Source organism: Nonomuraea sp. KM90, from assembly GCF_052246675.1.
In the GTDB taxonomy this organism is placed as follows: Bacteria; Actinomycetota; Actinomycetes; order Streptosporangiales; family Streptosporangiaceae; genus Nonomuraea.
In genome coordinates this window covers 1-21898 of record NZ_JBQQCB010000112.1, presented here as the reverse complement: position 1 = coordinate 21898, position 21898 = coordinate 1, and the positions used below count along the sequence as shown (strand labels likewise).

23 protein-coding genes are annotated in these 21898 nt (G+C 71.9%); 15 read left to right on the top strand and 8 right to left on the bottom strand.

The genetic code is table 11. The features are described 5' to 3' along the window. Window positions 1-13 precede the first annotated feature (13 nt). Window positions 14-1609: a CocE/NonD family hydrolase gene (locus ACTWPW_RS50865; protein ID WP_375108310.1), complete on the top strand. Its 1596-nt coding sequence runs from the start codon at window positions 14-16 to the stop codon at window positions 1607-1609. Further along, window positions 1591-2532 (top strand): helix-turn-helix transcriptional regulator, encoded by a 942-nt coding sequence (locus tag ACTWPW_RS50860; RefSeq protein ID WP_443173115.1) that lies wholly within the window; start codon window positions 1591-1593, stop codon window positions 2530-2532. Before ACTWPW_RS50865 ends, ACTWPW_RS50860 begins: the two co-directional genes overlap by 19 nt. Here the strand turns inward: ACTWPW_RS50860 and ACTWPW_RS50855 are convergent. Further along, window positions 2523-3413, bottom strand: coding sequence for an SDR family oxidoreductase (locus ACTWPW_RS50855; protein ID WP_443173114.1), 891 nt, complete (start codon window positions 3411-3413; stop codon window positions 2523-2525). The genes ACTWPW_RS50860 and ACTWPW_RS50855 overlap by 10 nt on opposite strands. Window positions 3414-3491: 78 nt before the next feature. Between ACTWPW_RS50855 and ACTWPW_RS50850 the strand changes: the two genes are divergently transcribed. The 4 genes from ACTWPW_RS50850 (at window position 3492) to mctP (ending at window position 6734) form a co-directional block, all read left to right on the top strand. Beyond that, window positions 3492-4040 (top strand): VOC family protein, encoded by a 549-nt coding sequence (locus tag ACTWPW_RS50850; protein ID WP_375108313.1) that lies wholly within the window; start codon window positions 3492-3494, stop codon window positions 4038-4040. Continuing rightward, a complete protein-coding gene (locus ACTWPW_RS50845) occupies window positions 4040-4693 on the top strand; it encodes a carboxymuconolactone decarboxylase family protein (protein ID WP_443173113.1) in 654 nt (217 codons plus the stop codon). The genes ACTWPW_RS50850 and ACTWPW_RS50845 overlap by 1 nt, the downstream gene beginning before the upstream one ends. Before the next feature lie 227 nt (window positions 4694-4920). Next, window positions 4921-5130: a DUF3311 domain-containing protein gene (locus ACTWPW_RS50840; protein ID WP_364129880.1), complete on the top strand. Its 210-nt coding sequence runs from the start codon at window positions 4921-4923 to the stop codon at window positions 5128-5130. Further along, window positions 5127-6734: a monocarboxylate uptake permease MctP gene (mctP, locus tag ACTWPW_RS50835; RefSeq protein ID WP_443173112.1), complete on the top strand. Its 1608-nt coding sequence runs from the start codon at window positions 5127-5129 to the stop codon at window positions 6732-6734. Before ACTWPW_RS50840 ends, mctP begins: the two co-directional genes overlap by 4 nt. Here mctP and ACTWPW_RS50830 read toward each other — a convergent pair. Next, the gene (locus tag ACTWPW_RS50830; RefSeq protein ID WP_364129885.1) at window positions 6703-7080 is read right to left on the bottom strand and encodes a DUF6285 domain-containing protein; all 378 of its coding nucleotides are present in this window, start codon (window positions 7078-7080) and stop codon (window positions 6703-6705) included. The two genes, mctP and ACTWPW_RS50830, sit on opposite strands and share 32 nt — an antisense overlap. Before the next feature lie 105 nt (window positions 7081-7185). Between ACTWPW_RS50830 and ACTWPW_RS50825 the strand changes: the two genes are divergently transcribed. From ACTWPW_RS50825 to ACTWPW_RS50805, 5 genes are read left to right on the top strand one after another with little or no spacing between them, the layout of a single operon-like run. After that, window positions 7186-7968 carry a CPBP family intramembrane glutamic endopeptidase gene (locus tag ACTWPW_RS50825; RefSeq protein WP_443173111.1) on the top strand — a complete coding sequence of 261 codons (783 nt, stop codon included), beginning with the start codon at window positions 7186-7188 and terminating at the stop codon, window positions 7966-7968. 54 nt (window positions 7969-8022) lie between these two features. After that, a complete protein-coding gene (locus ACTWPW_RS50820; protein ID WP_443173110.1) occupies window positions 8023-9213 on the top strand; it encodes an acyl-CoA dehydrogenase family protein in 1191 nt (396 codons plus the stop codon). Beyond that, a complete protein-coding gene (locus ACTWPW_RS50815) occupies window positions 9210-10178 on the top strand; it encodes a phosphotransferase family protein (RefSeq protein WP_443173109.1) in 969 nt (322 codons plus the stop codon). The genes ACTWPW_RS50820 and ACTWPW_RS50815 overlap by 4 nt, the downstream gene beginning before the upstream one ends. Window positions 10179-10193: 15 nt before the next feature. After that, window positions 10194-10913, top strand: coding sequence for an ABC transporter ATP-binding protein (locus tag ACTWPW_RS50810; RefSeq protein ID WP_364129894.1), 720 nt, complete (start codon window positions 10194-10196; stop codon window positions 10911-10913). Beyond that, window positions 10910-11731 (top strand): ABC transporter permease, encoded by an 822-nt coding sequence (locus ACTWPW_RS50805; protein WP_375108319.1) that lies wholly within the window; start codon window positions 10910-10912, stop codon window positions 11729-11731. The genes ACTWPW_RS50810 and ACTWPW_RS50805 overlap by 4 nt, the downstream gene beginning before the upstream one ends. Here the strand turns inward: ACTWPW_RS50805 and ACTWPW_RS50800 are convergent. The 3 genes from ACTWPW_RS50800 to ACTWPW_RS50790 form a co-directional block, all read right to left on the bottom strand. Beyond that, window positions 11685-12329, bottom strand: a complete 645-nt coding sequence (locus ACTWPW_RS50800) for a TetR/AcrR family transcriptional regulator (RefSeq protein ID WP_443173108.1) — start codon at window positions 12327-12329, stop codon at window positions 11685-11687. The genes ACTWPW_RS50805 and ACTWPW_RS50800 overlap by 47 nt on opposite strands. Further along, window positions 12326-12787, bottom strand: a complete 462-nt coding sequence (locus tag ACTWPW_RS50795) for a hypothetical protein (RefSeq protein ID WP_375108321.1) — start codon at window positions 12785-12787, stop codon at window positions 12326-12328. Before ACTWPW_RS50795 ends, ACTWPW_RS50800 begins: the two co-directional genes overlap by 4 nt. 124 nt (window positions 12788-12911) lie before the next feature. Further along, window positions 12912-14075, bottom strand: coding sequence for a site-2 protease family protein (locus tag ACTWPW_RS50790; protein WP_443173107.1), 1164 nt, complete (start codon window positions 14073-14075; stop codon window positions 12912-12914). A 249-nt stretch (window positions 14076-14324) separates the two neighbouring features. Here ACTWPW_RS50790 and ACTWPW_RS50785 point away from each other — a divergent pair, with 249 nt between their 5' ends. The 3 genes from ACTWPW_RS50785 (at window position 14325) to ACTWPW_RS50775 (ending at window position 18705) form a co-directional block, all read left to right on the top strand. Then, window positions 14325-16889 carry an ATP-dependent Clp protease ATP-binding subunit gene (locus ACTWPW_RS50785; RefSeq protein ID WP_443173106.1) on the top strand — a complete coding sequence of 855 codons (2565 nt, stop codon included), beginning with the start codon at window positions 14325-14327 and terminating at the stop codon, window positions 16887-16889. A gap of 21 nt (window positions 16890-16910) precedes the next feature. After that, window positions 16911-18215, top strand: coding sequence for an acyltransferase family protein (locus ACTWPW_RS50780; RefSeq protein WP_443173105.1), 1305 nt, complete (start codon window positions 16911-16913; stop codon window positions 18213-18215). A 76-nt stretch (window positions 18216-18291) separates the two neighbouring features. After that, window positions 18292-18705: an SPW repeat protein gene (locus ACTWPW_RS50775; RefSeq protein WP_364129910.1), complete on the top strand. Its 414-nt coding sequence runs from the start codon at window positions 18292-18294 to the stop codon at window positions 18703-18705. Window positions 18706-18753: 48 nt separating this feature from the next. On the opposite strand, the gene ACTWPW_RS50770 is transcribed toward ACTWPW_RS50775, so the two are convergent. The 3 genes from ACTWPW_RS50770 to tnpA form a co-directional block, all read right to left on the bottom strand. Continuing rightward, entirely contained in the window at window positions 18754-19722 is a 969-nt protein-coding gene (locus tag ACTWPW_RS50770) for a CapA family protein (protein ID WP_375108325.1), read from the bottom strand. A 72-nt stretch (window positions 19723-19794) separates the two neighbouring features. Continuing rightward, the gene (locus tag ACTWPW_RS50765; RefSeq protein ID WP_443173104.1) at window positions 19795-20961 is read right to left on the bottom strand and encodes an RNA-guided endonuclease InsQ/TnpB family protein; all 1167 of its coding nucleotides are present in this window, start codon (window positions 20959-20961) and stop codon (window positions 19795-19797) included. Between the two features lie 16 nt (window positions 20962-20977). Continuing rightward, window positions 20978-21388 (bottom strand): IS200/IS605 family transposase, encoded by a 411-nt coding sequence (gene tnpA, locus ACTWPW_RS50760; protein ID WP_443173122.1) that lies wholly within the window; start codon window positions 21386-21388, stop codon window positions 20978-20980. Between the two features lie 257 nt (window positions 21389-21645). Between tnpA and ACTWPW_RS50755 the strand changes: the two genes are divergently transcribed. Beyond that, on the top strand, window positions 21646-21898 hold a 253-nt coding region (locus tag ACTWPW_RS50755; protein ID WP_443173103.1), incomplete at its 3' end, for a hypothetical protein.

The window sequence follows — 21898 nt, the reverse complement described above, 5'->3', positions numbered from 1 at the left end:
TACTCGTTAGTACATGAGACGTGTGCGGCTCCAGCGTGACCTACCGGTGCCGATGCCCGACGGCGTCACGCTCCTGGCCGATCACTACGCCCCCGCCGGAGGCGGGCGGGCCCCCGTCATCCTGATGCGCTCCCCGTACGGCCGGCGCGGCCTGCTCGGCTGGTTCTACGGCCGCGGCTTCGCCCGCCAGGGCTTCCACGTCGTCATCCAGAGCTGCCGCGGCGGCTTCGGCTCCGGCGGCCTGCTCGACCCCCTCGGCGACGAGCACGACGACGGCCTGGCCACCGTGGCGTGGCTGCGCAAGCAACCCTGGTACGGTGGCTCGTTCGCGATGTTCGGCCCCTCCTACCTCGGCTACACCCAGTGGGCCATCGCGCCGTACGCCGGATCGGAGCTCAAGGCCATGGCCACGCAGATCACCGCCTCCCAGTTCAGGGACGCGGCCTACGTGGGCGGCGCGTTCGCGCTGGAGTCGGCGCTGAGCTGGACCACGCTCACCGACGGCATGTCCCGCCGCTTCGGCGGCGCCTCCGTGCTCACCGCGCCCCGGCTCACCCGCCGGGCGGTCCTGTCGGGCCGCCCGGTGGCGGAGCTCGACCTCGCCTCGGCCGGGCGTCCGCTGCCGTTCTACCAGGACCTGCTCACCCACCACGCCGACCCGGCCGTCCCCTACTGGGACCGGCGCGACTTCTCCCCGAAGGTCGGCGAGGTGGAGGCGGCGGTCACGATGCTGGGCGGCTGGTACGACGTGTTCCTGCCGTGGCAGCTCAAGGACTACGCGGCGCTGCGGGCGGCTGGGCGGCGGCCGTACCTGACGATCGGGCCCTGGTACCACATCGACAGCCGGCACGGCCGGCCCACGATGGCCGAGGCGTCGGCGTGGTTCCGCGCGCACCTGCTCGGCGACCACTCCCTGCTGCGGCCGGACCCCGTGCGGATCTACGTGACGGGCGCCGGGGAGTGGCGCGACCATCCCGACTGGCCGGTGCCCGGCATGCGGGAGCAGCGCTGGCACCTGCAGCACGGCTTCGGGCTCGGGACCGAGGGGCCGCTGGAGGCGGAGCCGGACCGCTTCCGCTACCACCCGGCCCATCCGACGCCGGTGATCGGCGGGCCGGTGCTGCTGGGCGACTCCAGGCCGCGCGACCAGCGGCGGCTGGAGCAGCGCCGCGACGTGCTGGTCTACAGCTCGGCCGCGCTGGACTCGGACGTGGAGATGATCGGCCCGGTACGCGCGGAGCTGTTCGTGCGCTCCAGCACCCCGTCCGTGGACGTGGTGGTGCGGGTGTGCGACGTGCACCCGGACGGGCGCTCGCTCAACGTGTGCGAGGGCGTGCGCCGCCTGCGGCCGGGCTCCGGACCCGGACCCGACGGTGAGGGCGTGCGCCGGGTCGGCGTCGACCTGTGGCCGATGGGGCACCGGTTCCGGCGCGACCACCGGATCCGGGTGCACGTGGCGGCGGGGGCGTACCCGACGATCGCCCGCAACCACGGCACCGGCGACCCCCTCGGCGCGGGCGGCGCGATGGTGCCCGCCGACGTCGAGGTGTTCCACTCCCCCGACCGCCCCTCGGCCGTGGTGCTGCCGCTGTGCGCGCCTCGAGGCTGATGTCGCTGGTCCTGCTGCTGCAGGGCCGGGGCGGGATGACGGCGGCCGAGCTGGCCAAGGAGCTGGAGGTCTCCGAGCGCACGGTGCACCGGGACGTGCTCGCGCTGTCGGAGGCGGGCGTGCCGGTCTACGCCGACCGGGGGCGGGGCGGCGGCTACCGGCTGGTCGACGGCTACCGGACCCGGCTGACCGGGCTGGACCGGGCCGAGGCGGAGGCGCTGTTCCTGTCGGGGGTGCCGGCCGCGCTGCGCGAGATGGGGCTGCAGGAGGTGGCGGCCACGGCCCGGCTGAAGGCCGCCGCCGCGCTCTCCCCCGCGCTGCAGGACGCGCCGTCTACCGCGGCGCAGCGCTTCCACCTGGACGCGCCGGGGTGGTTCGCCGGCGATGACCCGCCGCCGGCCGCGCTGGCGCCGCTGGCCAGGGCCGTGTGGAGCGACCGGCGCGTCTCGGCCGTCTACAAGGGCAACGCGCGCACGCTGGAGCCGTACGGGCTGGTGCTCAAGGCGGGGGTCTGGTACCTGGCCGCCCGCCTGGGGACGCGGTTCCTGATCTTCCGGCTGCACCGGTTCGGCGAGATCTCCGTGCTGGACGAGCCGTTCGTCCGCGACGCCGACTTCGACCTGGCGGCCTTCTGGGCGGGGCAGTCGGCGGAGTTCAGCCGGTCGCTGCTGCGGGAGGTGATCACGCTGCGGCTCAGCGAGCGCGGCCTGCGGATGTTGCGGCACATCGCCGACCCGGCCGCGCTCGACGACGCGCTGGCCTCGCTCGGGCCGGACGGCACCGTGCGGCTGGCGGTGGAGTCGGTGCCGGTGGCGTACTCGCAGGTGCTGCGGTTCGGGCCGGAGGCGGAGGTGCTCGATCCGCCGGAGCTGCGGGCGATGGTCGCCGAGGCCGCCGCCCGCATGGCGCGCCTCTACCGGTAGGACTCCCAGCCGGTCTCGCCGTCCTTCTCGCGCACCTCGGTGATGAAGCTCCACACGCGCGGGCGGCTGCCGTCCACGTCCGTCAGCCCGTACGCCACGGCCAGCTCCTCGCTGCTGACCGACCTGCCCGACCAGCGCTGCCGGTCCGGGTCCTGGGCCAGGGCGGCCACGCCCCGGCCGACGTAGAGCGGCGTCTCGGAGACCATCCAGGCGATGTCCACCTTGGCCTCGCGCCAGTTGTCTTCGGTGACGCCGAAGTTGTCGAGCATGGCCTCCGAGCGCAGGAAGCCCGGCGTCACGGCCACGCCGGTGCCGCCGTGCGGGCGCAGCTCGTTCGACCAGGCGAACGCCAGCCGGTTCACCGACATCTTGGCCAGGTCGTAGTAGACGTTCTCCCGGTAGCGGGTCTCGTTGAACGACCAGGTTCCGTCGGTGACCTCGACCACGAGGCCGCCCTTCTCCTTGATCACCAGCGGCAGCAGGTGCCGGGCGCTGATGAGGTGCGTGTCGATCGCCAGCCGGAGCAGCCGCAGCCCCTTGTCCATGTCGTGTTTCCAGACCGGCGTGTCCCACTCCCAGAGGCCGTCGGCGCCCCACACGTCGTTGACCAGCACGTCGAGCCGCCCGTGCGCGCCCTCCACGCGCGTGGCCAGCGCCTCCACCTGGGCCGGGTCGAGGAAGTCGCAGGGGGCGGGGATGCCCGTCCCGCCGGCCGCGGTGACCAGCTCGGCCGTCTCCTCGATGGTCTCCGGCCGGTCCATCTCCGAGCGCCGCTCCCGCGTGCTCCTGCCCGCACAGTAGACCGTCGCGCCGGCCTCCCCCAGGGCCACCGCGATGCCCCGTCCCGTTCCGCGGGTCGCGCCCGCCACCAAAGCAATCATGCGACCGATCGTGCCCGCGAAAGCCGACATCTCGTGTCATGTTTTTCGGTGAAACCCTGTGATAAGTAGGGAGTTACTATGAACAGCGAATTCGAGCTTCGCGGGGTCAACCACGTCGCGCTGGTCTGCTCGGACATGAAGCAGACCGTCGACTTCTACTCCGGCGTGCTGGGCATGCCGCTGATCAAGACCATCGAGCTGCCCATGGGCTGGGGGCAGCACTTCTTCTTCGACTGCGGGGGCGGCAACGCGCTGGCCTTCTTCTGGTTCCCCGACGCTCCCGACGGGGTGCCCGGCGTGTCGGCGCCGAAGAACCTGCCCGACCGCGGCGAGCTGCTGTCGGCCGTCGGCTCCATGAACCACATCGCCTTCGACGTGCCGCCGGAGAGGATCGAGGAATACCGCGAGCGGCTCGTCGCCAAGGGCATCGACGTGGGCGTGCTGCTCAACCACGACGACAGCGAGTTCGGCGTGGCCCCCGAGATGCACGACGGCGTGTTCGTCAGGTCGATCTACTTCAAGGACCCCGACGGCGTCCTGGTCGAGTTCGCCGCCTGGACGCGCCGGGTCGGGCGGCCGGGCGACGTCACGCACGAGCCGAAGACCGCCGCCGACCGGACCGTGTGATGCCGCGGCTGCGCCAGGTGCCGCGGGAGGAGATGACCGACCCGGTCGTCACGTTCTTCCACGACCGCCTGCTCTCCCCCGGCCGGCAGGGCACGGCCACCGGCTCGCCGGGCGACTGGTGGACGGTGTTCGCGCTCGATCCGAAGATCTTCCGGCACTGCGTCAAGGGTTTCCGGCTCTACCGGGAGATGACGCTCGACCCCGTACTGCGCGAGCTGGGCCAGACCAGGGCGGGCTGGGCGAGGCAGAGCCAGTTCGTCTTCTCCCAGCACTGCAAGCAGCTGCGGGCGCTCGGCGTCCCGGAGGAGAAGGTGCGGGCGGTCGAGCACTGGGCGGTCAGCGACCTGTTCGGCGAGCTGGAGCGGGCCGTGCTGGCCTACGCCGACGCGCTGGTGCTGGACGGCGGGCGGGTGCACGACGCGGTGTTCGCCGTGCTCAAGGCGCATCTGCCGGACGAGCAGATCCTGGAGCTGACCTACGCGATCTGCCTGTACGAGATGCACGCCACCATGTCGCGGGCGCTGCGGCTGGAGTTCGACGACCGGCCGGAACCCATCGTCGAGGTGCCCGCGCCCGAGGAGTACGGCACCCAGGACATCGCCGACGAGCTCGCCGGCGACCCCACCGGCGACGCGACCATTGGGCGCGAGTAATCGACCATTCGCCGATCGGCGATCCCGTTCACCCCGTGACCGTCGTTACTGTGCATCCGGCGACCCCTGACCCTGGTCTCACATGCCGAGACACCATCTCGACATTTAGGCCAAACCGTAACATTGCGGACATTGGGTTTAATACTCCCGTAAAGCTAATCTCCCTCCATTGACTAGATGTCAGGGCCCGGTCACAACCGGCTCCTGATCCACCTATCGGAGGGTCGATGACTACCGGGGAACCCGGGCAGCCGCGCACCGACCGCAGCCCGTGGAACTGGCTGCTGGTCCTGCCTATCGTGCTGCCGCTGTTGACGTTCCTGTTCAACGCCGACGAGCCGCGCCTGATGGGCTTCCCGCTCTTCTACTGGCTGCAGATCGCCTTCATCGTCGTCGGCGTCGTGTCCACGACCATCGTCTACAGGATGACCAAGTGAGCGGGCACACGACCGAGCTGGTCGTCTTCATCCTGCTGTTCCTGCTGGTCAGCGGCATGGGCTTCGTGGCCGCCCGCTGGCGGCGGCCCAACGACCTGGCCAGCCTCAACGAGTGGGGGCTCGGCGGTCGCAGCTTCGGCTCGTGGATCACCTGGTTCCTGATCGGCGGCGACCTGTACACCGCCTACACCTTCGTGGCGGTGCCGGCGCTGGTGTTCAGCTCCGGGGCGCTCGGCTTCTACGCGCTGCCGTACACCGTGGTGGTCTACCCGCTGGTGTTCCTGGTGCTGGCGCGGATGTGGTCGGTGTCGCACGTGCACGGGTTCGTCACGCCGGCCGACTTCGTCCGGGCCCGGTTCGGGTCGCCGACGCTGGCGCTGGTCATCGCGATCACCGGTCTGGTGGCCACGATGCCGTACATCGCGCTGCAGCTCGTCGGCATCGAGGCGGTGCTCAAGGCGATGGGCATCACCGGGCACCTGCCGATCATCATCGCGTTCGCGATCCTGGCCGCGTACACCTACCAGTCCGGCCTGCGCGCCCCCGCGCTGATCGCGTTCGTGAAGGACGCGCTGATCTACATCGTGATCCTGGCGGCGATCATCTACATCCCGGCCAAGCTGGGGGGCTGGGACTCGATCTTCGACGCGGCCAAGGCCAAGTTCGACGCCAGCCCCAATCCGGCGGACGGGGTCATCCTGAACGCCAACAACCAGCTGCAGTACATCACGCTGGCCTTCGGCTCGGCGCTGGCGCTGTTCCTCTACCCGCACAGCCTCACCGGCGTGCTGGCCTCCAAGAACCGCAACGTCATCAAGCGCAACATGTCGGCGCTGCCCGCCTATAGCCTCGTGCTGGGCCTGATCGCGCTGCTCGGCTTCATGGCGATCGCGGCGGGCACCAAGCCGGTCACGGCCGGCGGCAAGACCGACACGAACACGATCGTGCCGGTGCTGTTCGACCAGATGTTCCCCGACTGGTTCACCGGCGTGGCCTACGCCGCCATCGGCATCGGCGCGCTCGTCCCGGCGGCGATCATGTCGATCGCCGCGGCGAACCTGTTCACCCGCAACATCTACCGCGAATACCTCAACAAGAACGCCACCGACGCCCAGGAGGCCAAGGTCTCCAAGCTGGTGTCGCTGGTGGTCAAGGTGGGCGCGGTGCTGTGCATCCTGCTGCTCGACCCGCAGTTCTCGATCGACCTGCAGCTCATCGGCGGCGTGATCATCCTGCAGACGCTGCCGTCGGTGGGTCTGGGCCTCTACACCCGCTGGTTCCACAAGGGCGGCCTGATCGCGGGCTGGGCCGCCGGCCTGGCGGCGGGCATGTGGATGCTCTACCTCATCCCGAACCCGGCCAACGGCAAGCAGCACTTCGGCGGCTCGGCGTTCGGGCTGGCGAACCTGGGCTTCGACACCAAGATGACGATCTACGCCGGATTCCTGGCACTGGGCGTCAACCTGATCGTGGCGGCCGTGGGCACGCTGATCTTCCGGGCCGCCAAGGTGGCCGACGGGAAGGACGCGACCGCCCGGAACGACTACTTCGCCGACGAGGGCGACCCGGAGGTCAAGGACCTGGATCTGACCGGCTCCCACTGACCTCACCCGGATAGGCGGGGTTGGCCACCTCCAGCTTCGCGCGTACCGCCTGTTCGAGGGCGGTCACGAGGGCCGCGTCGTCCGCGACGCGGCCCTCCCGGATGGCGGCGGCCAGCTCGGCGTCGCCCGCCACGCCCAGCTCCGCCAGGCGGGCGGCGTGCCGCTCGGCCTGCTCGGGGCCGAGCTCGATCTCCCGCTCCACCATGCCGAGCACGTTGATGGCGACGCGCGTGTGGTAGCGGACCCGGCCGTCGACCGCCGGGAGCACATCGGTCTGGAGGAAGTCGCGCACGGCGGCCACGAGCTCGGCCGCGGTGGGGACGTCGTGCGGATCGGTACGCCTCACAGCACCTCCTTAGCAGACCGGGACCCCGCTCCCCAAGCGGATCCGGCTACCAGGCGGAATGTCGCTTTTATCGGCATCCGATCATGTACCGACTAATCTGCGCACATGCACACTCAGTCCCCCGCCGCACCCGCCCCGGTGCTCGGGCCGAGGCTCATCCGGGCCGAGGTCCTCGTCGTGTTCTCGGTCTCGCTCGGCGCCAGCGCTCTGGTGGCGCTCGTGCGGCTGATCGGTGCGCTCACGGCGCCGCGGGAGCTCAAGGGCCAGCAGGCCGTGCTCGTCGGATCGATGGCGCCCGACCGGCCCTGGCTGGACCTGGCGCTGCAGCTCGTCCAGATCGCGGTCTCGGTGGCGCCGGTGGGGCTGGTGGCGTACCTGCTGGTGCGCTCCGGGGAGTCGCTGCGGACGATCGGCGCCGACCTGCGCCGGCCCGGGGGCGACCTGGCGCGCGGGGCGGCGCTGGCGGCCGCGATCGGCGGCTCCGGGCTGGCGTTCTACCTGGCGGTGTGGGCGGCGGGGGTGAACCTGACCGTCGTGCCCGGGCAACTGCCCGAGGTGTGGTGGCAGGTGCCGGTGCTGCTGCTGGCGGCGGCGCAGAACGGCGTGCTGGAGGAGGTGCTGGTCGCCGGCTACCTGCTGCACCGGCTCGGGCAGGCCGGGTGGTCGCCGTGGAAGGCCGTGGTGGTGTCGTCGCTGCTGCGCGGGTCGTACCACCTGTACCAGGGGTTCGGCGGGTTCGTCGGGAACGTGGTGATGGGGCTGGTGTTCGGGCGGCTGTACCAGCGGTGGGGGCGGGCCATGCCGCTGGTGGTCGCGCACACGCTCATCGACGCCGTCGCCTTCGTCGGGTACGCCTTCCTGCACGGCCGGGTCAGCTGGCTGCCCTGATCGGCCGCCGCGCCACCGTTGACCGCCGCCGGGGTTTCGGGATGGGATCGTTTCATGACCTTCGCCATCCCCGACGGCGTACGCCCGATCCGCGATGCCGTGTACGCGTTCATGACCGAGCGGGTCGAGCCCGCCGAGCCCGTCCTGCACGCGGGCGGGCCGGCGGCCGCGACGGCGCTGGAGGAGCTGCGGGCGGAGGCCAGGAAGGAGGGCCTGTGGGCGCTCGGCCACCCCCGCGAGCTGGGCGGCGGCGGGCTGCCGTTCCTCGACTACGTCTACGTCAACGAGGTGCAGGGCCGCAGCGAGTACGGGCAGCTCGCGCTGGGCACCTACACCCTCCAGGACTCCCTGATGCTGCACGAGCACGCCTCGCCCGAGCAGCGGGAGCGCTACCTGGAGCCGCTGGTGCGCGGCGACATCTCGCCGAGCTTCGCGATGACCGAGCCGAGCGTCTCCAGCAGCGACCCGACGCAGATCGGCACGGCCGCGGTGCTCGACGGGGACGAGTGGGTGATCAACGGGCACAAGTGGTTCACGACCGGGGCGTCGCGGGCGGCGTACACGACCGTGATGTGCAGGACCGAGCCGGACGCGCCACCCCACCTGGCCTTCTCCATGATCCTGGTGCCGACGGGCACCCCCGGCTACACGATCGTGCGCGAGACGCCGGTGCTGGGCCTCGACGGGGCGCACTGCGAGGTGCGCTACGAGGACGTCCGCGTGCCGGCGTCCAACCTGCTCGGGCCGCGCGGGCAGGGGTTCGTCATCGCGCAGAGGCGGCTCGGGCCCGGGCGGATCTTCCACTGCATGCGGTGGCTGGGGCAGGCGCAGCGGGCCTTCGACCTGATGTGCCGGCGGCTGCACGAGCGCACCGCCTTCGGGGAGCCGCTGGCCGCCAAGCAGCTCATGCGCCAGCACGTGTTCGACTCCTACGCCGAGATCCAGTCCGCCCGCCTCCTCACGCTGCACGCCGCCGAGGCGATCGACGCGGGCTCGCAGGCCCGGGTGGAGATCGGGGCGATCAAGGTGGTGGGCGCGCGGATGCTGCACAACGTGATCGACCGGGCCATCCAGGTGTACGGCGCCGCCGGTCTGACCCCCGACACGCCGCTGGACCGGATGTACCGGCACGCGCGGGCGGGGCGCATCTACGACGGGCCCGACGAGGTGCACATCGACTCGGTGGGGCGGCGGATCCTGGGCTCGTACGCGGCGGGCGGCACCTGGGAGTTCGGCCGCCGATGACCGACCCGCGGACGATCACCCGCGAGGTGTTCGGGGCCGGGGCGGCGATCGGGTCCTGCGCCCGGCTGCCCGGCGGGGCCTCGCGGGAGACCTGGGCCCTCGACGTCGTCACCCAGGACGGCGGCAGGCACGAGCTGATCCTGCGGCTCGACTCGCCCGGCGCCCCCACGGAGGCGGGTTCCGGCCTGGCCGCCGAGGCGGGGCTGATGCGGGCCGCCGCCGGGGCCGGCGTGCCGGTGCCGCGGATCATCGCCTGCGGGGAGTCGTACATCCTCATGACCCGCGTCCCCGGCGAGACAATCCCGCGCAAGATCCTGCGCGACGACGCCTACGCGGCGGCGCGGCCCCGGCTGGCCCGGCAGTGCGGGCAGGCGCTGGCCGCCATCCACCGCATGCCGCTGTCGGCGGTCCCGGTGACGGAGGATCAGGGGCAGGACCCGCTGCTGCGCTGGCGGGACGTGCTGGACCAGCTCGGCGAGCCGCATCCGGTGTTCGAGCTGGCGTTGCGGCAGCTGGCCGCAACCCGCCCGCGCAGCCGGCGGCCGACGGTCGTGCACGGCGACTTCCGCAACGGCAACCTCATCGTCGGGCCCGAGGGGATCAGGGCGGTGCTCGACTGGGAGCTGGCGCACACCGGCGACCCGCTGGAGGACCTGGGCTGGCTGTGCGTGAAGGCGTGGCGGTTCGGCTCCGAGCTGCCGGTGGGCGGGTTCGGCGACTACAGCGACCTCATCCACGCCTACGAGGAGGCCGGCGGGCAGGCGGTCGACCGTGACGCGCTGCGCTGGTGGGAGACGTTCGGCGTGCTGAAGTGGGGCATCATCTGCGTCATGCAGACCATGCGGCACCTGCGCGGCGGCGCTCGGTCGGTCGAGCTGGCCGCGATCGGGCGGCGGGTGTGCGAGAACGAGTGGGACCTGCTGCGGCTGCTGCGGGAAAACCCGTTGCCTGGCCGCCCCTCCTGACCGCACGCTTGGTCGGTGACCATCCTGCGAGCTTCCCATCTGGTCAAGCGGTTCGGGGCGGTCACGGCCGTTCGCGACGTGAGCCTGACCGTCGGTGAGGGCGAGGTCGTCGCGCTGCTCGGCCCCAACGGCGCGGGCAAGTCGACCACCCTGCACATGCTGCTCGGCCTGATCACCCCCGACGCGGGCACCATCGAGATGTTCGGCATGGAGCTGGCCCGGCACCGGGTCGAGGTCCTGAGCCAGGTCAACTTCGCCGCGAGCTACGTGGACCTGCCCGGGGTGCTGCGCGTGCACGAGGTGCTCGACGCCTTCGCCCGCCTGTACGCGGTGCGCCGCCCCCGTCTGCGGGTGGACGAGCTGATCGAGCTGTTCGAGCTGGGCCCGATCAGCAGGCGGCAGGTGATGGCGCTGTCGTCCGGCCAGCGCACCCGCGTGCAGCTGGCAAAGGCGCTGCTCAACGCGCCCCGGCTGCTGGTGCTCGACGAGCCCACGGCCAACCTCGACCCCGACGCCGGCGACCGGATCCGGGGCCTGCTGTCCCGCGTGGCCGGGGAGAGCGGCAGCTCCATGCTGATCACCTCGCACAACATGCGGGAGGTCGAGCGCATGTGCCACCGGATCCACTTCCTGTCCGGAGGCGAGATCGTGGCGGCCGGCAGCGCGGCGGAGCTGGCCGGGCACTACGGTGCCGAGGACCTGGAAGAGGTGTTTCTCAAGGTGGCCCGCGGATGACGTACCTGACCCTGCCCCCGTTGAGCCTGGCCGCCCGGCGCACCCGGGTGCTGGGCGTGGTCCGCCGTGACTTCGCGGCGCTGCGGCGCAGCCCGGTCCGGGTGTTCGAGATCCTGTTCTGGCCGACGGTCGAGCTGGTGCTGTGGGGGTTCGTCACGTCGTTCCTGCAGACGCAGCGGGTGCCGTTCGTGGTGTCGTTCCTGCTCGGCGCGGTGCTGCTGTGGCAGGTCCTGCAGAAGGCCAGCAACGAGATCTCGATCGCCTTCCTCGAGGACATCTGGTCGCGCAACCTGCTCAACGTGCAGGTCAGCCCGCTGTCCAGCGTCGAATACCTGGTGGGGCTGGTGCTGTTCTCGCTGGGCAAGGTGGCCTTCGCGGTGGCGGTGATGGCCGGGCTGGCCTACGCCCTGTACGGGTTCGGGGTGAACGCCATGGGGGTGGGGCTGGTGCCGTTCATGGGGGTGCTGCTCATGCTGGGCTGGTCGCTGGGGCTGGTCGGCATCGCGGCGGTGCTCCGCTTCGGCGAGAAGGCGCAGGTGATCGCCTGGTCGCTGGTGTTCGTGGTGCAGCCGCTGGCCGGGATCTTCTACCCGATCTCGGTGCTGCCGGCGCCGCTGCAGACGGCGGCCTGGTTCCTGCCGGCCTCGCACGTGTTCGAGGGCATGCGCACGGTCATGGCGGGCGGGGCGGTGCCGTGGGACCGGCTGGCCTGGGCGAGCGCCATCAACGTCGGCTATCTGGCCGGGACGCTGGGGTTGTTCGCGTGGGCGCTCAGCTATGCCCGGCGCCGCGGGCGGCTGTCGCGCTTCGGGGAGTGACCCGCCGGGGCGCCGGCCCTTCCGGCCGGGGAGCGACCGCGGCGGCGATCACGTCCACCAGGCCCTCCACCACCTGCGCCCGGTCCACCTCCCGGTGGTCGAGCCACCAGTCGCCGGTCGTCTGCACCATGCCGACGAAGGCGTGCCCGAGCACCTGGGCGCGCACCGGGTCGGGCACCACCCGCTCGGCGGCCAGCACGCCGCCGAGCTCCTCCCCCAGGCTGCGCACCAGCGAGGTCATGTGGGAGCGGACCCTGCTGTCCTCGGCGCCGGCCCGGTGGAACAGGAACCGGTAGAGGTTGAGGTTGGCCGAGACCAGGTCGAGGTAGACGTCGATGGCCGACCTGGCCCGCTCGCGCAGGTCGGGCCCCGCCGCGGCGAACTCGGGCCGGAGCTGGGCGATGACCTTGCGCACGTGCCGGTCGGCCAGGGCCTGGTAGAGGCCGTGCTTGTCGCCGAAGTGGCGGTAGAGGATGGGCTTGGTGATGCCCGCCTCGGCGGCGATGGCCGCCATCGAGACGCCGGGGCCCTCCTTCATGATGACCCGGTCGGCCGCGTCGAGCAGCGCACTGCGCCGATCCGGATCCCGCCCGTTCACCTGTCCAGGATAGATCGCAGGCGGGCCGGGAGCACCGCCGAGAGCACCAGGACGGCGCCGATGAGCGCGTACAGGCCGCCCGTCCCGGCCAGGGTGCCGGGCGGCTCGCCCAGCTCCGCCCACGGCACGCCGTCCGGCGGGGACCACGGCAGCCCGCCGGTCCGCGCCCAGGGCAGGGTGGCGGCCACGCCGACCGCGGCGTCCAGGTCGAGGGCGAACAGCACGCCCGCCGCGGCCAGGGGCACCCCGCAGCCGAGGGCGGCCGCGGGCCAGGCGGTGAGGAGGGTGACGAGCACGGCCACCGCCGCCAGGTAGCCCAGGCCGGCGGGCGCGGGGCCGAACGCGGCGGCGCCCGTGCGCAGCGCCCTGGCGGCGGCCTCGGTGAGGTAGTAGACGGGGACGATCGCCGCGAGGCCGGCGGCGGCTCCCATGAGGTGGCGGGCTCGCCGGTCGCGCATGCTCCCCTCCCCTGTGCTCGCCCGCGCCCGGGCCCGTGCGTGCCGGGGAGATCGCGAGTTTCGGACGCCCACCTTAGCCGTCCGGTCCGCGCCGCACGCGGGAACGGGGGAAGGTCCGCCCTGTTCAGGCGTTGTGGCGTTCCCGGTGGAGAGTGTGGCCGGCGCCGCGCAGGCCGGCGGTCGCGACCACCCGGCTGATGTCGGTGGGGGTCAGCAGGCCGATCAGGTGCCCGCTCCCGTCGAGGACGACCGCGCGCCCGTCCGTGCAGCCGCCCATCCGGCCCAGCAAGTCCGTCAGCGGCTCGTCCGGGCCGGAGCGCGGCACCTCGTCCGGCGGGCAGGCGATGTCGCTCAGCCTCTTCGCGGCGCGGTCCTGCGGGGGCACCCTGCGGATGCGGTTGAGCGTCACCAGCCCGGTGAACACGCCGTCGTCGTCCACCAGCGGGTACGTGGACAGCCGCCGGTGCATCACGACCTGGTCGATCAGCTCCGCCACGGTCTGGCCGGGGTGCGCGACGACGGGCCGGGCCGACATCACGTCGCCGACCCGCAGGCCGTACAGCAGGGTGCCGAGCCGGGTCTGCTGCTCCTCGGCGGTGGCGGCGTTGACCAGGAACAGGCCGATCAGGACCAGCCACAGCCCTTCGAAGCCGAGGCCGGTGACGACCTGCAGGAAGCCCAGGGCGATGAGCACGTACCCGAAGACCCGGCCGGCGCGGGCCGCGGCGATCGCCGCCCTGGCGCGGTCCCGCCAGCGCGCCCACAGGGCCGCGCGCAGGACCCGCCCGCCGTCCAGCGGCGCGGCCGGGATGAGGTTGAACACCGCGAGCAGCACGTTCACCCCGGCCAGGTACAGGAACACGCCGGCGGGCAGCGACGTCCCCGTCATGGCGGAGAGCAGCACCGCCATGGCGCCGAACAGCACCCCCGCCAGCAGGCTCGTCACGGGGCCCACGGCGGCGATCCTCAGGTCGGCGCCGGGCGTGCGGGGCTGGCCGCGCAGTTCGGCGACGCCGCCGAGCAGCCACAGGGTGATGTGCGCCACCTCGATGCCGTGGCGGCGGGCCGTCACGGCGTGGGCCAGCTCGTGGGCGAGCAGGGACCCCAGGAACAGCACGGCCGAGGTCAGCCCGGCCAGCAGGTACTCCACGGGGGAGCGGCCGGGGAAGACCGCGGGGAAGCGCCCGTAGGCCAGCCCCACGACCAGGATGACGACGATGACCAGCACGCTGACGTTGAGCCCGACCTGGACTCCGCCGATGCGGCCCAGAGAGATGGAGGAGCGCATCTTTCCTCCTGCGGATGGATGTCCGCCCTCCCTTACCCGCGCATCGCCGCTGGTCACGCGGATGGTCGGGTGTTTCTCGTCACTCGGGCGGTTTCTCCACGGTCAGTGCGCCTCGCCGGGAGGCGCCGCCGGCAGCGGCTTCTTGTGCCCGCTATCCAGACTCCTGACCGATAGCTCCGGAATTGCCGTGGTTGTCCATTGATGTCATGGGTAGACGGGCGTGACGGGCGATACCTGAGGGGAGGATCGATGACTACGGGTGATTATTGGCATTACGGCTACGGCCCGATGGATGATCTGCTGGCCAGGTTCTTCGGGCTCGGCCCACCGGCGTTCCCCCGTCGCGTGGACATCGGGCGGTTGCTCAGCGAGGACGCGATCGAGTTGCTGCGGACGGCGGCGGAGAAGGCGGCCGAGTGGGGCGCCGACTACCTCGACACCGAGCATCTTTTGTGGGCCGCCACGCAGGTGGAGGCGACCCGGAGGCAGCTGGAGCAGGCGGGAGCCGATCCGGCGGCGCTGGCGGGAGAGGTTGAGCAGGCCGTCGAGCAGGGCGAGCCGCGCCAGGGCCCCATGCCGCTGGCCCCGGCGGCCAAGCGGGCGCTGCTGGACGCCCGGCAGGTGGCGCACGCCACCGGCGCGTCGTACATCGGGGCGCAGCACCTGGTGCTCGCCCTGGCGGCCAACCCGCAGTCGACGGCGGGCCGGCTGCTGCGCGGGGCGCGCGTCACCCCGCAGTCGTTCGCGCCGGAGGGCACGGGGAGCGCCGAGCCGCTGGCGGGCCAGCAGCCGCCGCCCAGCAGCACCCCCACCCTCGACCAGTACGGCCGGGATCTGACGGCCGTCGCCCGGGAGGGCGCGATCGACCCCGTGGTCGGCCGCGACAACGAGATCATGCAGGCGGTGGAGGTGCTGTCGAGGCGGACCAAGAACAACCCGGCCCTGCTGGGCGAGCCGGGCGTCGGCAAGACCGCGATCGTCGAGGGGCTGGCGCAGCACATCGTGGACGGCGAGGTGCCCGACACGCTCAAGGACAAGCGCGTGGTCCAGGTGGACCTGGCCGGGATGGTGGCGGGCACGAAGTACCGCGGCGAGTTCGAGGAGCGCCTGACCAAGGTCATGGAGGAGATCCGCGCGAACCGCGAGGAGCTCGTCATCTTCATCGACGAGCTGCACACCGTCGTGGGCGCGGGCGGCGGGGAGGGCTCCATCGACGCCGCGAACATGCTCAAGCCCGCCCTGTCCCGCGGCGAGCTGCACGTGATCGGCGCCACCACGCTGGAGGAGTATCGCCGGCACGTCGAGAAGGACGCCGCGCTGGAGCGGCGCTTCCAGCCCATCCTGGTGCCCGAGCCGAGCGTCGCCGACACCATCGAGATCCTGCGCGGCCTGCGCGACCGGTACGAGGCCCACCACCAGGTCAAGTTCACCGACGACGCGCTCGTCGCCGCGGCCGAGCTGTCCGACCGCTACGTCTCCGACCGGTTCCTGCCCGACAAGGCCATCGACCTGATGGACCAGGCGGGCGCCCGGGTGGCGCTGCAGACCCGGACCACCCCGGCCGGCACCCGCGAGCTGGAGGAGGAGCTGGAGCACCGGCAGCGGGAGAAGCAGCAGGCGGTGGAGTCCGAGGACTACGAACGCGCCCGCGAGCTACGCGACGAGATCGCCGGCCTGCAGTCCCGGGTCGGGCAGGCCCGCGGCTGCCGGCGCGGGGTCGCCGAGGTCACCCCGAACGAGATCGCCGAGGTGGTCTCCCGCGCCACCGGCATCCCCGTCTCCCAGCTCACCCAGGAGGAGAAGGACCGGCTGCTGGCCCTGGAGGAGCACCTGCACCAGCGGGTGATCGGCCAGGACGAGGCGGTCGCGGCGGTGTCCGAGGCGGTACGCCGCTCCCGGGCCGGGATGAGCGACCCCGACCGGCCCATCGGCTCCTTCCTGTTCCTCGGGCCCACCGGGGTCGGCAAGACGGAGCTGGCCCGCGCGCTGGCCGAGTCGCTGTTCGGCGAGCAGGAGCGGATGATCCGGCTCGACATGAGCGAGTTCCAGGAGCGGCACACCGTCTCCCGGCTGGTCGGCGCCCCGCCGGGATACGTCGGCTACGAGGAGGCGGGCCAGCTCACCGAGCAGGTGCGGCGCAAGCCGTACTCGGTCCTGCTGCTGGACGAGATCGAGAAGGCCCACCCCGACGTGTTCAACCTGCTGCTGCAGGTGCTGGACGACGGGCGGCTGACCGACGCGCAGGGCCGTACGGTGGACTTCCGGAACACCGTGCTGATCATGACCTCCAACCTGGGCGCGGACCTCATCATGTCCCATCCGGGCGAGGCCGCCCGGGGGCTGCGCGGCCAGCTCATGCGGCTGCTGCAGATGCGGTTCAGGCCGGAGTTCCTCAACCGGGTCGACGAGATCATCGTCTTCCGCGGCCTCGACGCCGAGCAGCTCCGGCAGATCACCGTCCTGCTGCTGGAGGACACCCGGCGACGGCTGCACGCCCAGGGCGTCGTGCTGGAGCTCGAGCCGGCGGCCGTCGACTGGCTGGCGCACGAGGGGTACCAGCCGCACTTCGGGGCCCGGCCGCTGCGCCGGACGATCCAGCGCAAGCTCGACAACACGCTGTCGCGGCTGCTGCTGGACGGCACGCTGAGGCGGGACCAGCGCGCGCACATCGGCGTCAGGGACGGCGATCTCGCCATCACCGTGCTCGACCCGGGGACCGAGCCCGGGCCGGACGTCGAGCCGCACGTCGTGGCCCGGCCCGAACCGCGCCTCCCCGAGGAGGACCAGCAGGACCTGACCGGCCCCTACCTGTGACCGGCCTCGTTGACGACGCTCATGGGAACTCTGCGGCGGATCCGCCGGCTGGCCGCGGACACGCCGGCGCGCCGGGATCGCCAGGTCGACCTGCTGCGCGCGGTCGCGATCGCGGCCGTGGTCATGGGCCACTGGCTGGTCGTGTACGTGAGCGACGACGGCGGCCTGCACGGCGGCAGCGCCCTCGAGACCGTGCCCTGGACCCGGCCGCTGACCTGGCTGTTCCAGGTCATGCCGATCTTCTTCCTGGTCGGCGGCTTCGCCAACGCGGCCTCCTTCACCTCCCATCGGGACGGCGGCGGCACCGCGTCGAGCTGGATCCTGCGGCGTACCGACCGGCTCGTCCGGCCCACCACGGCGCTGCTCGGCGTGCTGACCGTGGCCGCCCTGTCGGCGCGGACGCTGGGCGCCGATTCCGCGCTGATCGGGATGGGCGTCTGGGCGGCGGCGATCCCGCTGTGGTTCCTCGTGGTCTACCTGGCCGTCGTGGTGCTGACCCCGCTCACGCATGCCCTGCACCGCCGGTACGGCCTGGTCGTGCCGGTCGTGCTGGCCGCCCTCGTCGGCGTGGGTGACGCGGCGCGGATGGCGTGGCACATTCCGTACGTCGACCAGGGGAACTTCCTGTTCGCCTGGCTGGCCGTCCACCAGGCCGGCTTCGCCTGGCAGGACGGGCGCCTGCCCGCCCGGCGATCCGTCACGCTGCCGCTCGTCCTCGGCGGGCTCGCCGCGCTGGTGGCGCTGACCGTGCCCGGCCCGTACCCGATCAGCATGGTGGGCGTGAACACCTCTCCGCCCAGCCTGGCGCTGCTGGCGCTGGCCGTCGCGCAGACGGGTCTGGCCATGTGGCTGCAGGACCCGGTCAACCGGTGGCTGCGGCGGCTGCGCCCGTGGACGGTGGTGGTCGCGGTCAACTCAGTGATCATGACGTTGTTCCTGTGGCACATGACGGCCGCCGTACTGGGGGTGCTGGCGCTCTACCCGACGGGGGTGCTGCCGGACCCGCCGGCCGGTTCGACGGCCTGGGTGCTGCTGCGGGTGCCGTGGATCGTCGTGCTGGCCCTGATCCTCGGGGTGCTGGTGGCGGTGTTCGGGCCCATCGAGCAGCGCTCCGGTCCGCTGCCCGATCCCCGCGCCGCGCCGGTCGTGCCGGCGCTGGCCGGGACGGCGGGGGTGCTGGGCGGGCTGCTCGGCGCCGCGTCGGCCGGTCCGGGCGACCACGGCGTGGCCGGGCTGCCCACCCCAGCACTGGTCGCCTACTTCGCCGGGGCCGCCGTCCTGCGCCACGCCCGTCGTCGCAGGTCAACGCACCCGCCGCTGGTGTGAGACGGCCGGAAGTGGGTAGTGGGAGGCGGGCGACGGGAGAAGGTCCCGTCAACGCAATCGGGAGGTGATGTCACCGATGACCCGCGAGATGGAGCGGCATCCCGACATCATCAGCATGCGGGAGAGGTACGAGGTAGCCGCGGCCAATCCGGCGGTTCAAGCGGCGGACGGGCTGACCCTGCTGGCCGGGCTCTTCCTGGCGCTGTCGCCGTGGATCGTGGGATTCACCAACCTCGGGGCGCTCACCGTGAACAACCTGGTCACCGGGATCGCCGTGGCACTGCTGGCGCTGGGCTTCAGCTCGGCGTACGGCCGCACCTACGGCATCGCGTGGACCGCACCCCTCATCGGGGTGTGGACCATCCTGGCGCCCTGGGTGATCAGGGGTGAGACGAACACGTCGGGAATCATCACGAATGTCATAGTCGGCGCGATCATCCTCATTCTGGGCCTGGTCACGTGCGGCATGGGCATGACGCGAAGGCGGTGAGAATAGGGCCGGCCCACGGACCGGCCCTCCATCTCAGCGCATGTCCACTCAGCGCATGTCCACGGTGAGCAGGCCGTCCTCCCACGCCGCCGTGGTGCCGAGCCTGGCGCACGCGCCGATGAAACGCCGGCCGAGCCAGTCGCGCTCCTCGCCGGTGGCCAGGAGGGTGTGGCAGTAGTCCAGCTTGAGCGGCACGGCGCGCAGCCGTACCGGGCCGAGCTCGTCGATGGTCACCAGGAACAGCAGCGACAGATCGTTGCGCAGGTCCGGATCCACCAGGTAGTCGTCGAGGAAGTCCCCCATGTCGTACAGGACGGGCGGGGCGACTCCGTGCGGGACGTGCGCGGAGTGGCCGGCGATCAGCGTGGCTCCCGCGTCGGCCAGGATCGTGGCCGCCGCGCGGACGTACGGCAGCGGGCCGCTCGTCATGTTGGGGCCCCAGTGGGGGCTGACCAGCACGACGTCCACCTCCGTACGCGCTCGCGCCACCGTGTCCGTCAGCCAGGCCGGAACGCCGGCCTGCAGGTCGGCGTAGGCCACGCCGGGCCGGTCGGGGGTGGCGGCGTAGTCCGGGGGGTGGTCGGTGACGGAGATGACGGCTATGCGCAGCCCGTTCACGACCAGCACGACCGGCTCGCGCGCCCGCTCCAGGTCGCCGCCCGCGCCCGCCACGCGGATCTCGGCGCGTTCGAGCAGGGCACGGGTGTCCAGCAGCGCTTCGTGGCCGTAGTCCAGGGCATGGTTGTTGGCCAGCGTGACACAGCTGACGCCGAGCTCGGCGAGCAGCTCCACGGCGTGCGACGGGGCGCGGAAGTGGAACGGCTTGCCGGGAGCGCTCCACGGGCTGCCCCGGTCGGAGACGCAACATTCGAGGTTCAGCAGGGTCAGGTCGGCCTCGGAGAGCCACGCGCGGACGCCGTCCGACACGTACGCCTCCGGTTCGGATGATCTGGCCAGCAGGTCGGCGACGCCACGGCCGAGCATCGTGTCACCCGCCAGCGCGAGCGTCACAGTCACAGGAGTCCTCTGCCTCGCGATGACGTGCTCAAACACGTGACTCCTCCGCCCCCTGAAGAGGGCGGCTTCTCGCTAAGCCGCTGCGGCTTCGCGAAGGGCAAGCCCTGCCCCGAGAATGTTGATCGCCGCGTTGACGTCGGCGTGCGCGGTGTGGCCGCACGCCGTACAGGCGAACTCGGCTTGGGTGGCGCGGTTCTCTTTCGCCATGTGCCCGCATTGGGCGCACGTGCGGGAGGTGTTGCGGGGGTCCACGGAGATCAGCTCTCGACCGGCGCTTTCAGCCTTGTGCGCGAGGATGCCCAGGAACACCCCCCAACCCGCGTCCAGGATGCTCTTGTTCAGTCCGGCCTTGGCCGCCGCGCGGTTGGGCAGGTAGCCGCCTTCTCCGTCCGGTTTCGGGGCTGGGCTCTTGGTCATGTTCGCGATCCGCAGGTCCTCGTGCACGATCATGTCGTAGTCGCGGATCAGGGCGTTCGCGGCCTTGTGCGCGCCGTCGAGCCGTTGACGCCGGACCTTGCCGTGCAGGGCTGCGACGCGGGCGACCGCCTTACGGCGGCGCTTGGACCCGCGCTTGTTACGGGCGAGGTCCTGCTGAGCGGCTGCCAGCTTCTCGGCGGACGCCGCGAGGTGTCGCGGGTTGCCGACCTGCTCGCCGTCCGAGGTGGTCAGGAACGACGCCACGCCCATGTCCACGCCGACGACCGCACCCGTGGCGGGCAGGATCTCGACGGGCACGTCGTCGCACGACAGGACGACGTACCAGCGGGAGCCTTCCCGCTTTACGCTGATCGTCTTCACCCGGCCCCGCACCGGGCGGTGCTGGTGCACGCGGACATGCCCGACGCCTTGAAGGCGGACGAACGTGGCGGACGGGTGCTCGGGCTGGGAGTCCCACCGGCAGCCGTCGCCGTCCTTGGGCCACTCAACCGTGTCGAACCAGCCCCGGCCCTTGAAACGCGGGAAGCCCGGAGTGCGACCGGCCTTGACGCGGTCGAAGAACGCGCGGAACGCCTTGTCCAGGCGGCGCAGGGTGGCCTGCTGGGAGGAGAACGACCAGTGCGCCTGATCGGGGTCGTCGGCGCGGATCTCCTTCAGCTGGGCGGACTGGTCGCCGTACCGGATCGACACCTTGGACCGCTTGTACGCCTCGCGCCGCTCCACAAGCGCCGCGTTGTACAGGGCGCGGTGGTCGTCCAGGCACGCGGTGAGCGCGGCCTGCTGGTGCGCGGTCGGACGCATGAGGAACGTGTAAGACCTACGCACGGCCACCCGCCTGGGGCGCCCGCTCATACTGCGTCTCGATGTAACGCCGCACCGTCTCTGCGGACACGGCGCCGACGGTGGCCACGAAATAGGACCGCGACCACAGCGTGGGCAACCGGGAACGCAGGTGAGCGAACTCGGCGCGCAGGTGGTGCGAGGTGAACCCTTTGAACTGGTTGGCCACATACGACGGCGAGTTCTTCGGATGCGGCTTGACGAACAGGTGCACCTGGTCGGGCATCACCTCAAGCGCCACGATCTCCCACCCGTGCTCGTCGGCCTTGACGCGGATCAGCTCCTCCAAGCGGGCCTTCACCCGGCCGCCCAGAACGGGACGGCGGTACTTCGGGCACCACACGACGTGGTACCCGAGCTCATACGCCACACCGGGGGAGGTGCACACCTGACGAGTCACCCGATCTTTACAACAGCGTCACATATCTAGTGCGCGATGAACGGAGATCTCTGATGCCCGAATCTGGCGGGTCACTGCACGCTCGGGCCTTGGCGGACCTCCCGCTCCCGATTCCCCCGACGGCTAAAGCCGCCGGTCCCCTCAGGAGGTACTGATGGATACGGGGGGCGGCGCCGGGTAGGGCCACGCGGACAGCGCGGCGGGCGCCGGTCCGCCGGATTCTGACGGAAAGGTGGGACGGCCGGATGAGAGCGCATGAACGGCAGCGGGTGGGGGCGGGGGATGTCGAGCGGGCGTCCCGGGCGATCCACCGCCAAGCCACCACCGAGACCGCCACCGTGGCCGCCACGTCCATCGCCGACGGCCTCCCCCTTCCGGGCAGACGGCCTGACCGGGGCAGGCAGCCCTACGGGGGCAAGGGGGCCGGTCGGGTCAGGCGAGGCTTTGCGGGCCTCAGAGGCCGGCTGACCGATCGGGGCAGGCAGGGCGTCAGGAGTG

What these genes read in the sequence shown, in the direction of transcription:
- ACTWPW_RS50865 (WP_375108310.1), top strand. Translation starts at nt 14, where the DNA reads ATGAGACGTGTGCGGCTCCAGCGTGACCTACCGGTGCCGATGCCCGAC.
- ACTWPW_RS50855 (WP_443173114.1), bottom strand. Translation starts at nt 3,413, where the DNA reads ATGATTGCTTTGGTGGCGGGCGCGACCCGCGGAACGGGACGGGGCATC.
- ACTWPW_RS50850 (WP_375108313.1), top strand. Translation starts at nt 3,492, where the DNA reads ATGAACAGCGAATTCGAGCTTCGCGGGGTCAACCACGTCGCGCTGGTC.
- ACTWPW_RS50845 (WP_443173113.1), top strand. Translation starts at nt 4,040, where the DNA reads ATGCCGCGGCTGCGCCAGGTGCCGCGGGAGGAGATGACCGACCCGGTC.
- ACTWPW_RS50840 (WP_364129880.1), top strand. Translation starts at nt 4,921, where the DNA reads ATGACTACCGGGGAACCCGGGCAGCCGCGCACCGACCGCAGCCCGTGG.
- ACTWPW_RS50825 (WP_443173111.1), top strand. Translation starts at nt 7,186, where the DNA reads ATGCACACTCAGTCCCCCGCCGCACCCGCCCCGGTGCTCGGGCCGAGG.
- ACTWPW_RS50820 (WP_443173110.1), top strand. Translation starts at nt 8,023, where the DNA reads ATGACCTTCGCCATCCCCGACGGCGTACGCCCGATCCGCGATGCCGTG.
- ACTWPW_RS50815 (WP_443173109.1), top strand. Translation starts at nt 9,210, where the DNA reads ATGACCGACCCGCGGACGATCACCCGCGAGGTGTTCGGGGCCGGGGCG.
- ACTWPW_RS50805 (WP_375108319.1), top strand. Translation starts at nt 10,910, where the DNA reads ATGACGTACCTGACCCTGCCCCCGTTGAGCCTGGCCGCCCGGCGCACC.
- ACTWPW_RS50795 (WP_375108321.1), bottom strand. Translation starts at nt 12,787, where the DNA reads ATGCGCGACCGGCGAGCCCGCCACCTCATGGGAGCCGCCGCCGGCCTC.
- ACTWPW_RS50790 (WP_443173107.1), bottom strand. Translation starts at nt 14,075, where the DNA reads ATGCGCTCCTCCATCTCTCTGGGCCGCATCGGCGGAGTCCAGGTCGGG.
- ACTWPW_RS50785 (WP_443173106.1), top strand. Translation starts at nt 14,325, where the DNA reads ATGACTACGGGTGATTATTGGCATTACGGCTACGGCCCGATGGATGAT.
- ACTWPW_RS50780 (WP_443173105.1), top strand. Translation starts at nt 16,911, where the DNA reads ATGGGAACTCTGCGGCGGATCCGCCGGCTGGCCGCGGACACGCCGGCG.
- ACTWPW_RS50775 (WP_364129910.1), top strand. Translation starts at nt 18,292, where the DNA reads ATGACCCGCGAGATGGAGCGGCATCCCGACATCATCAGCATGCGGGAG.
- ACTWPW_RS50765 (WP_443173104.1), bottom strand. Translation starts at nt 20,961, where the DNA reads ATGCGTCCGACCGCGCACCAGCAGGCCGCGCTCACCGCGTGCCTGGAC.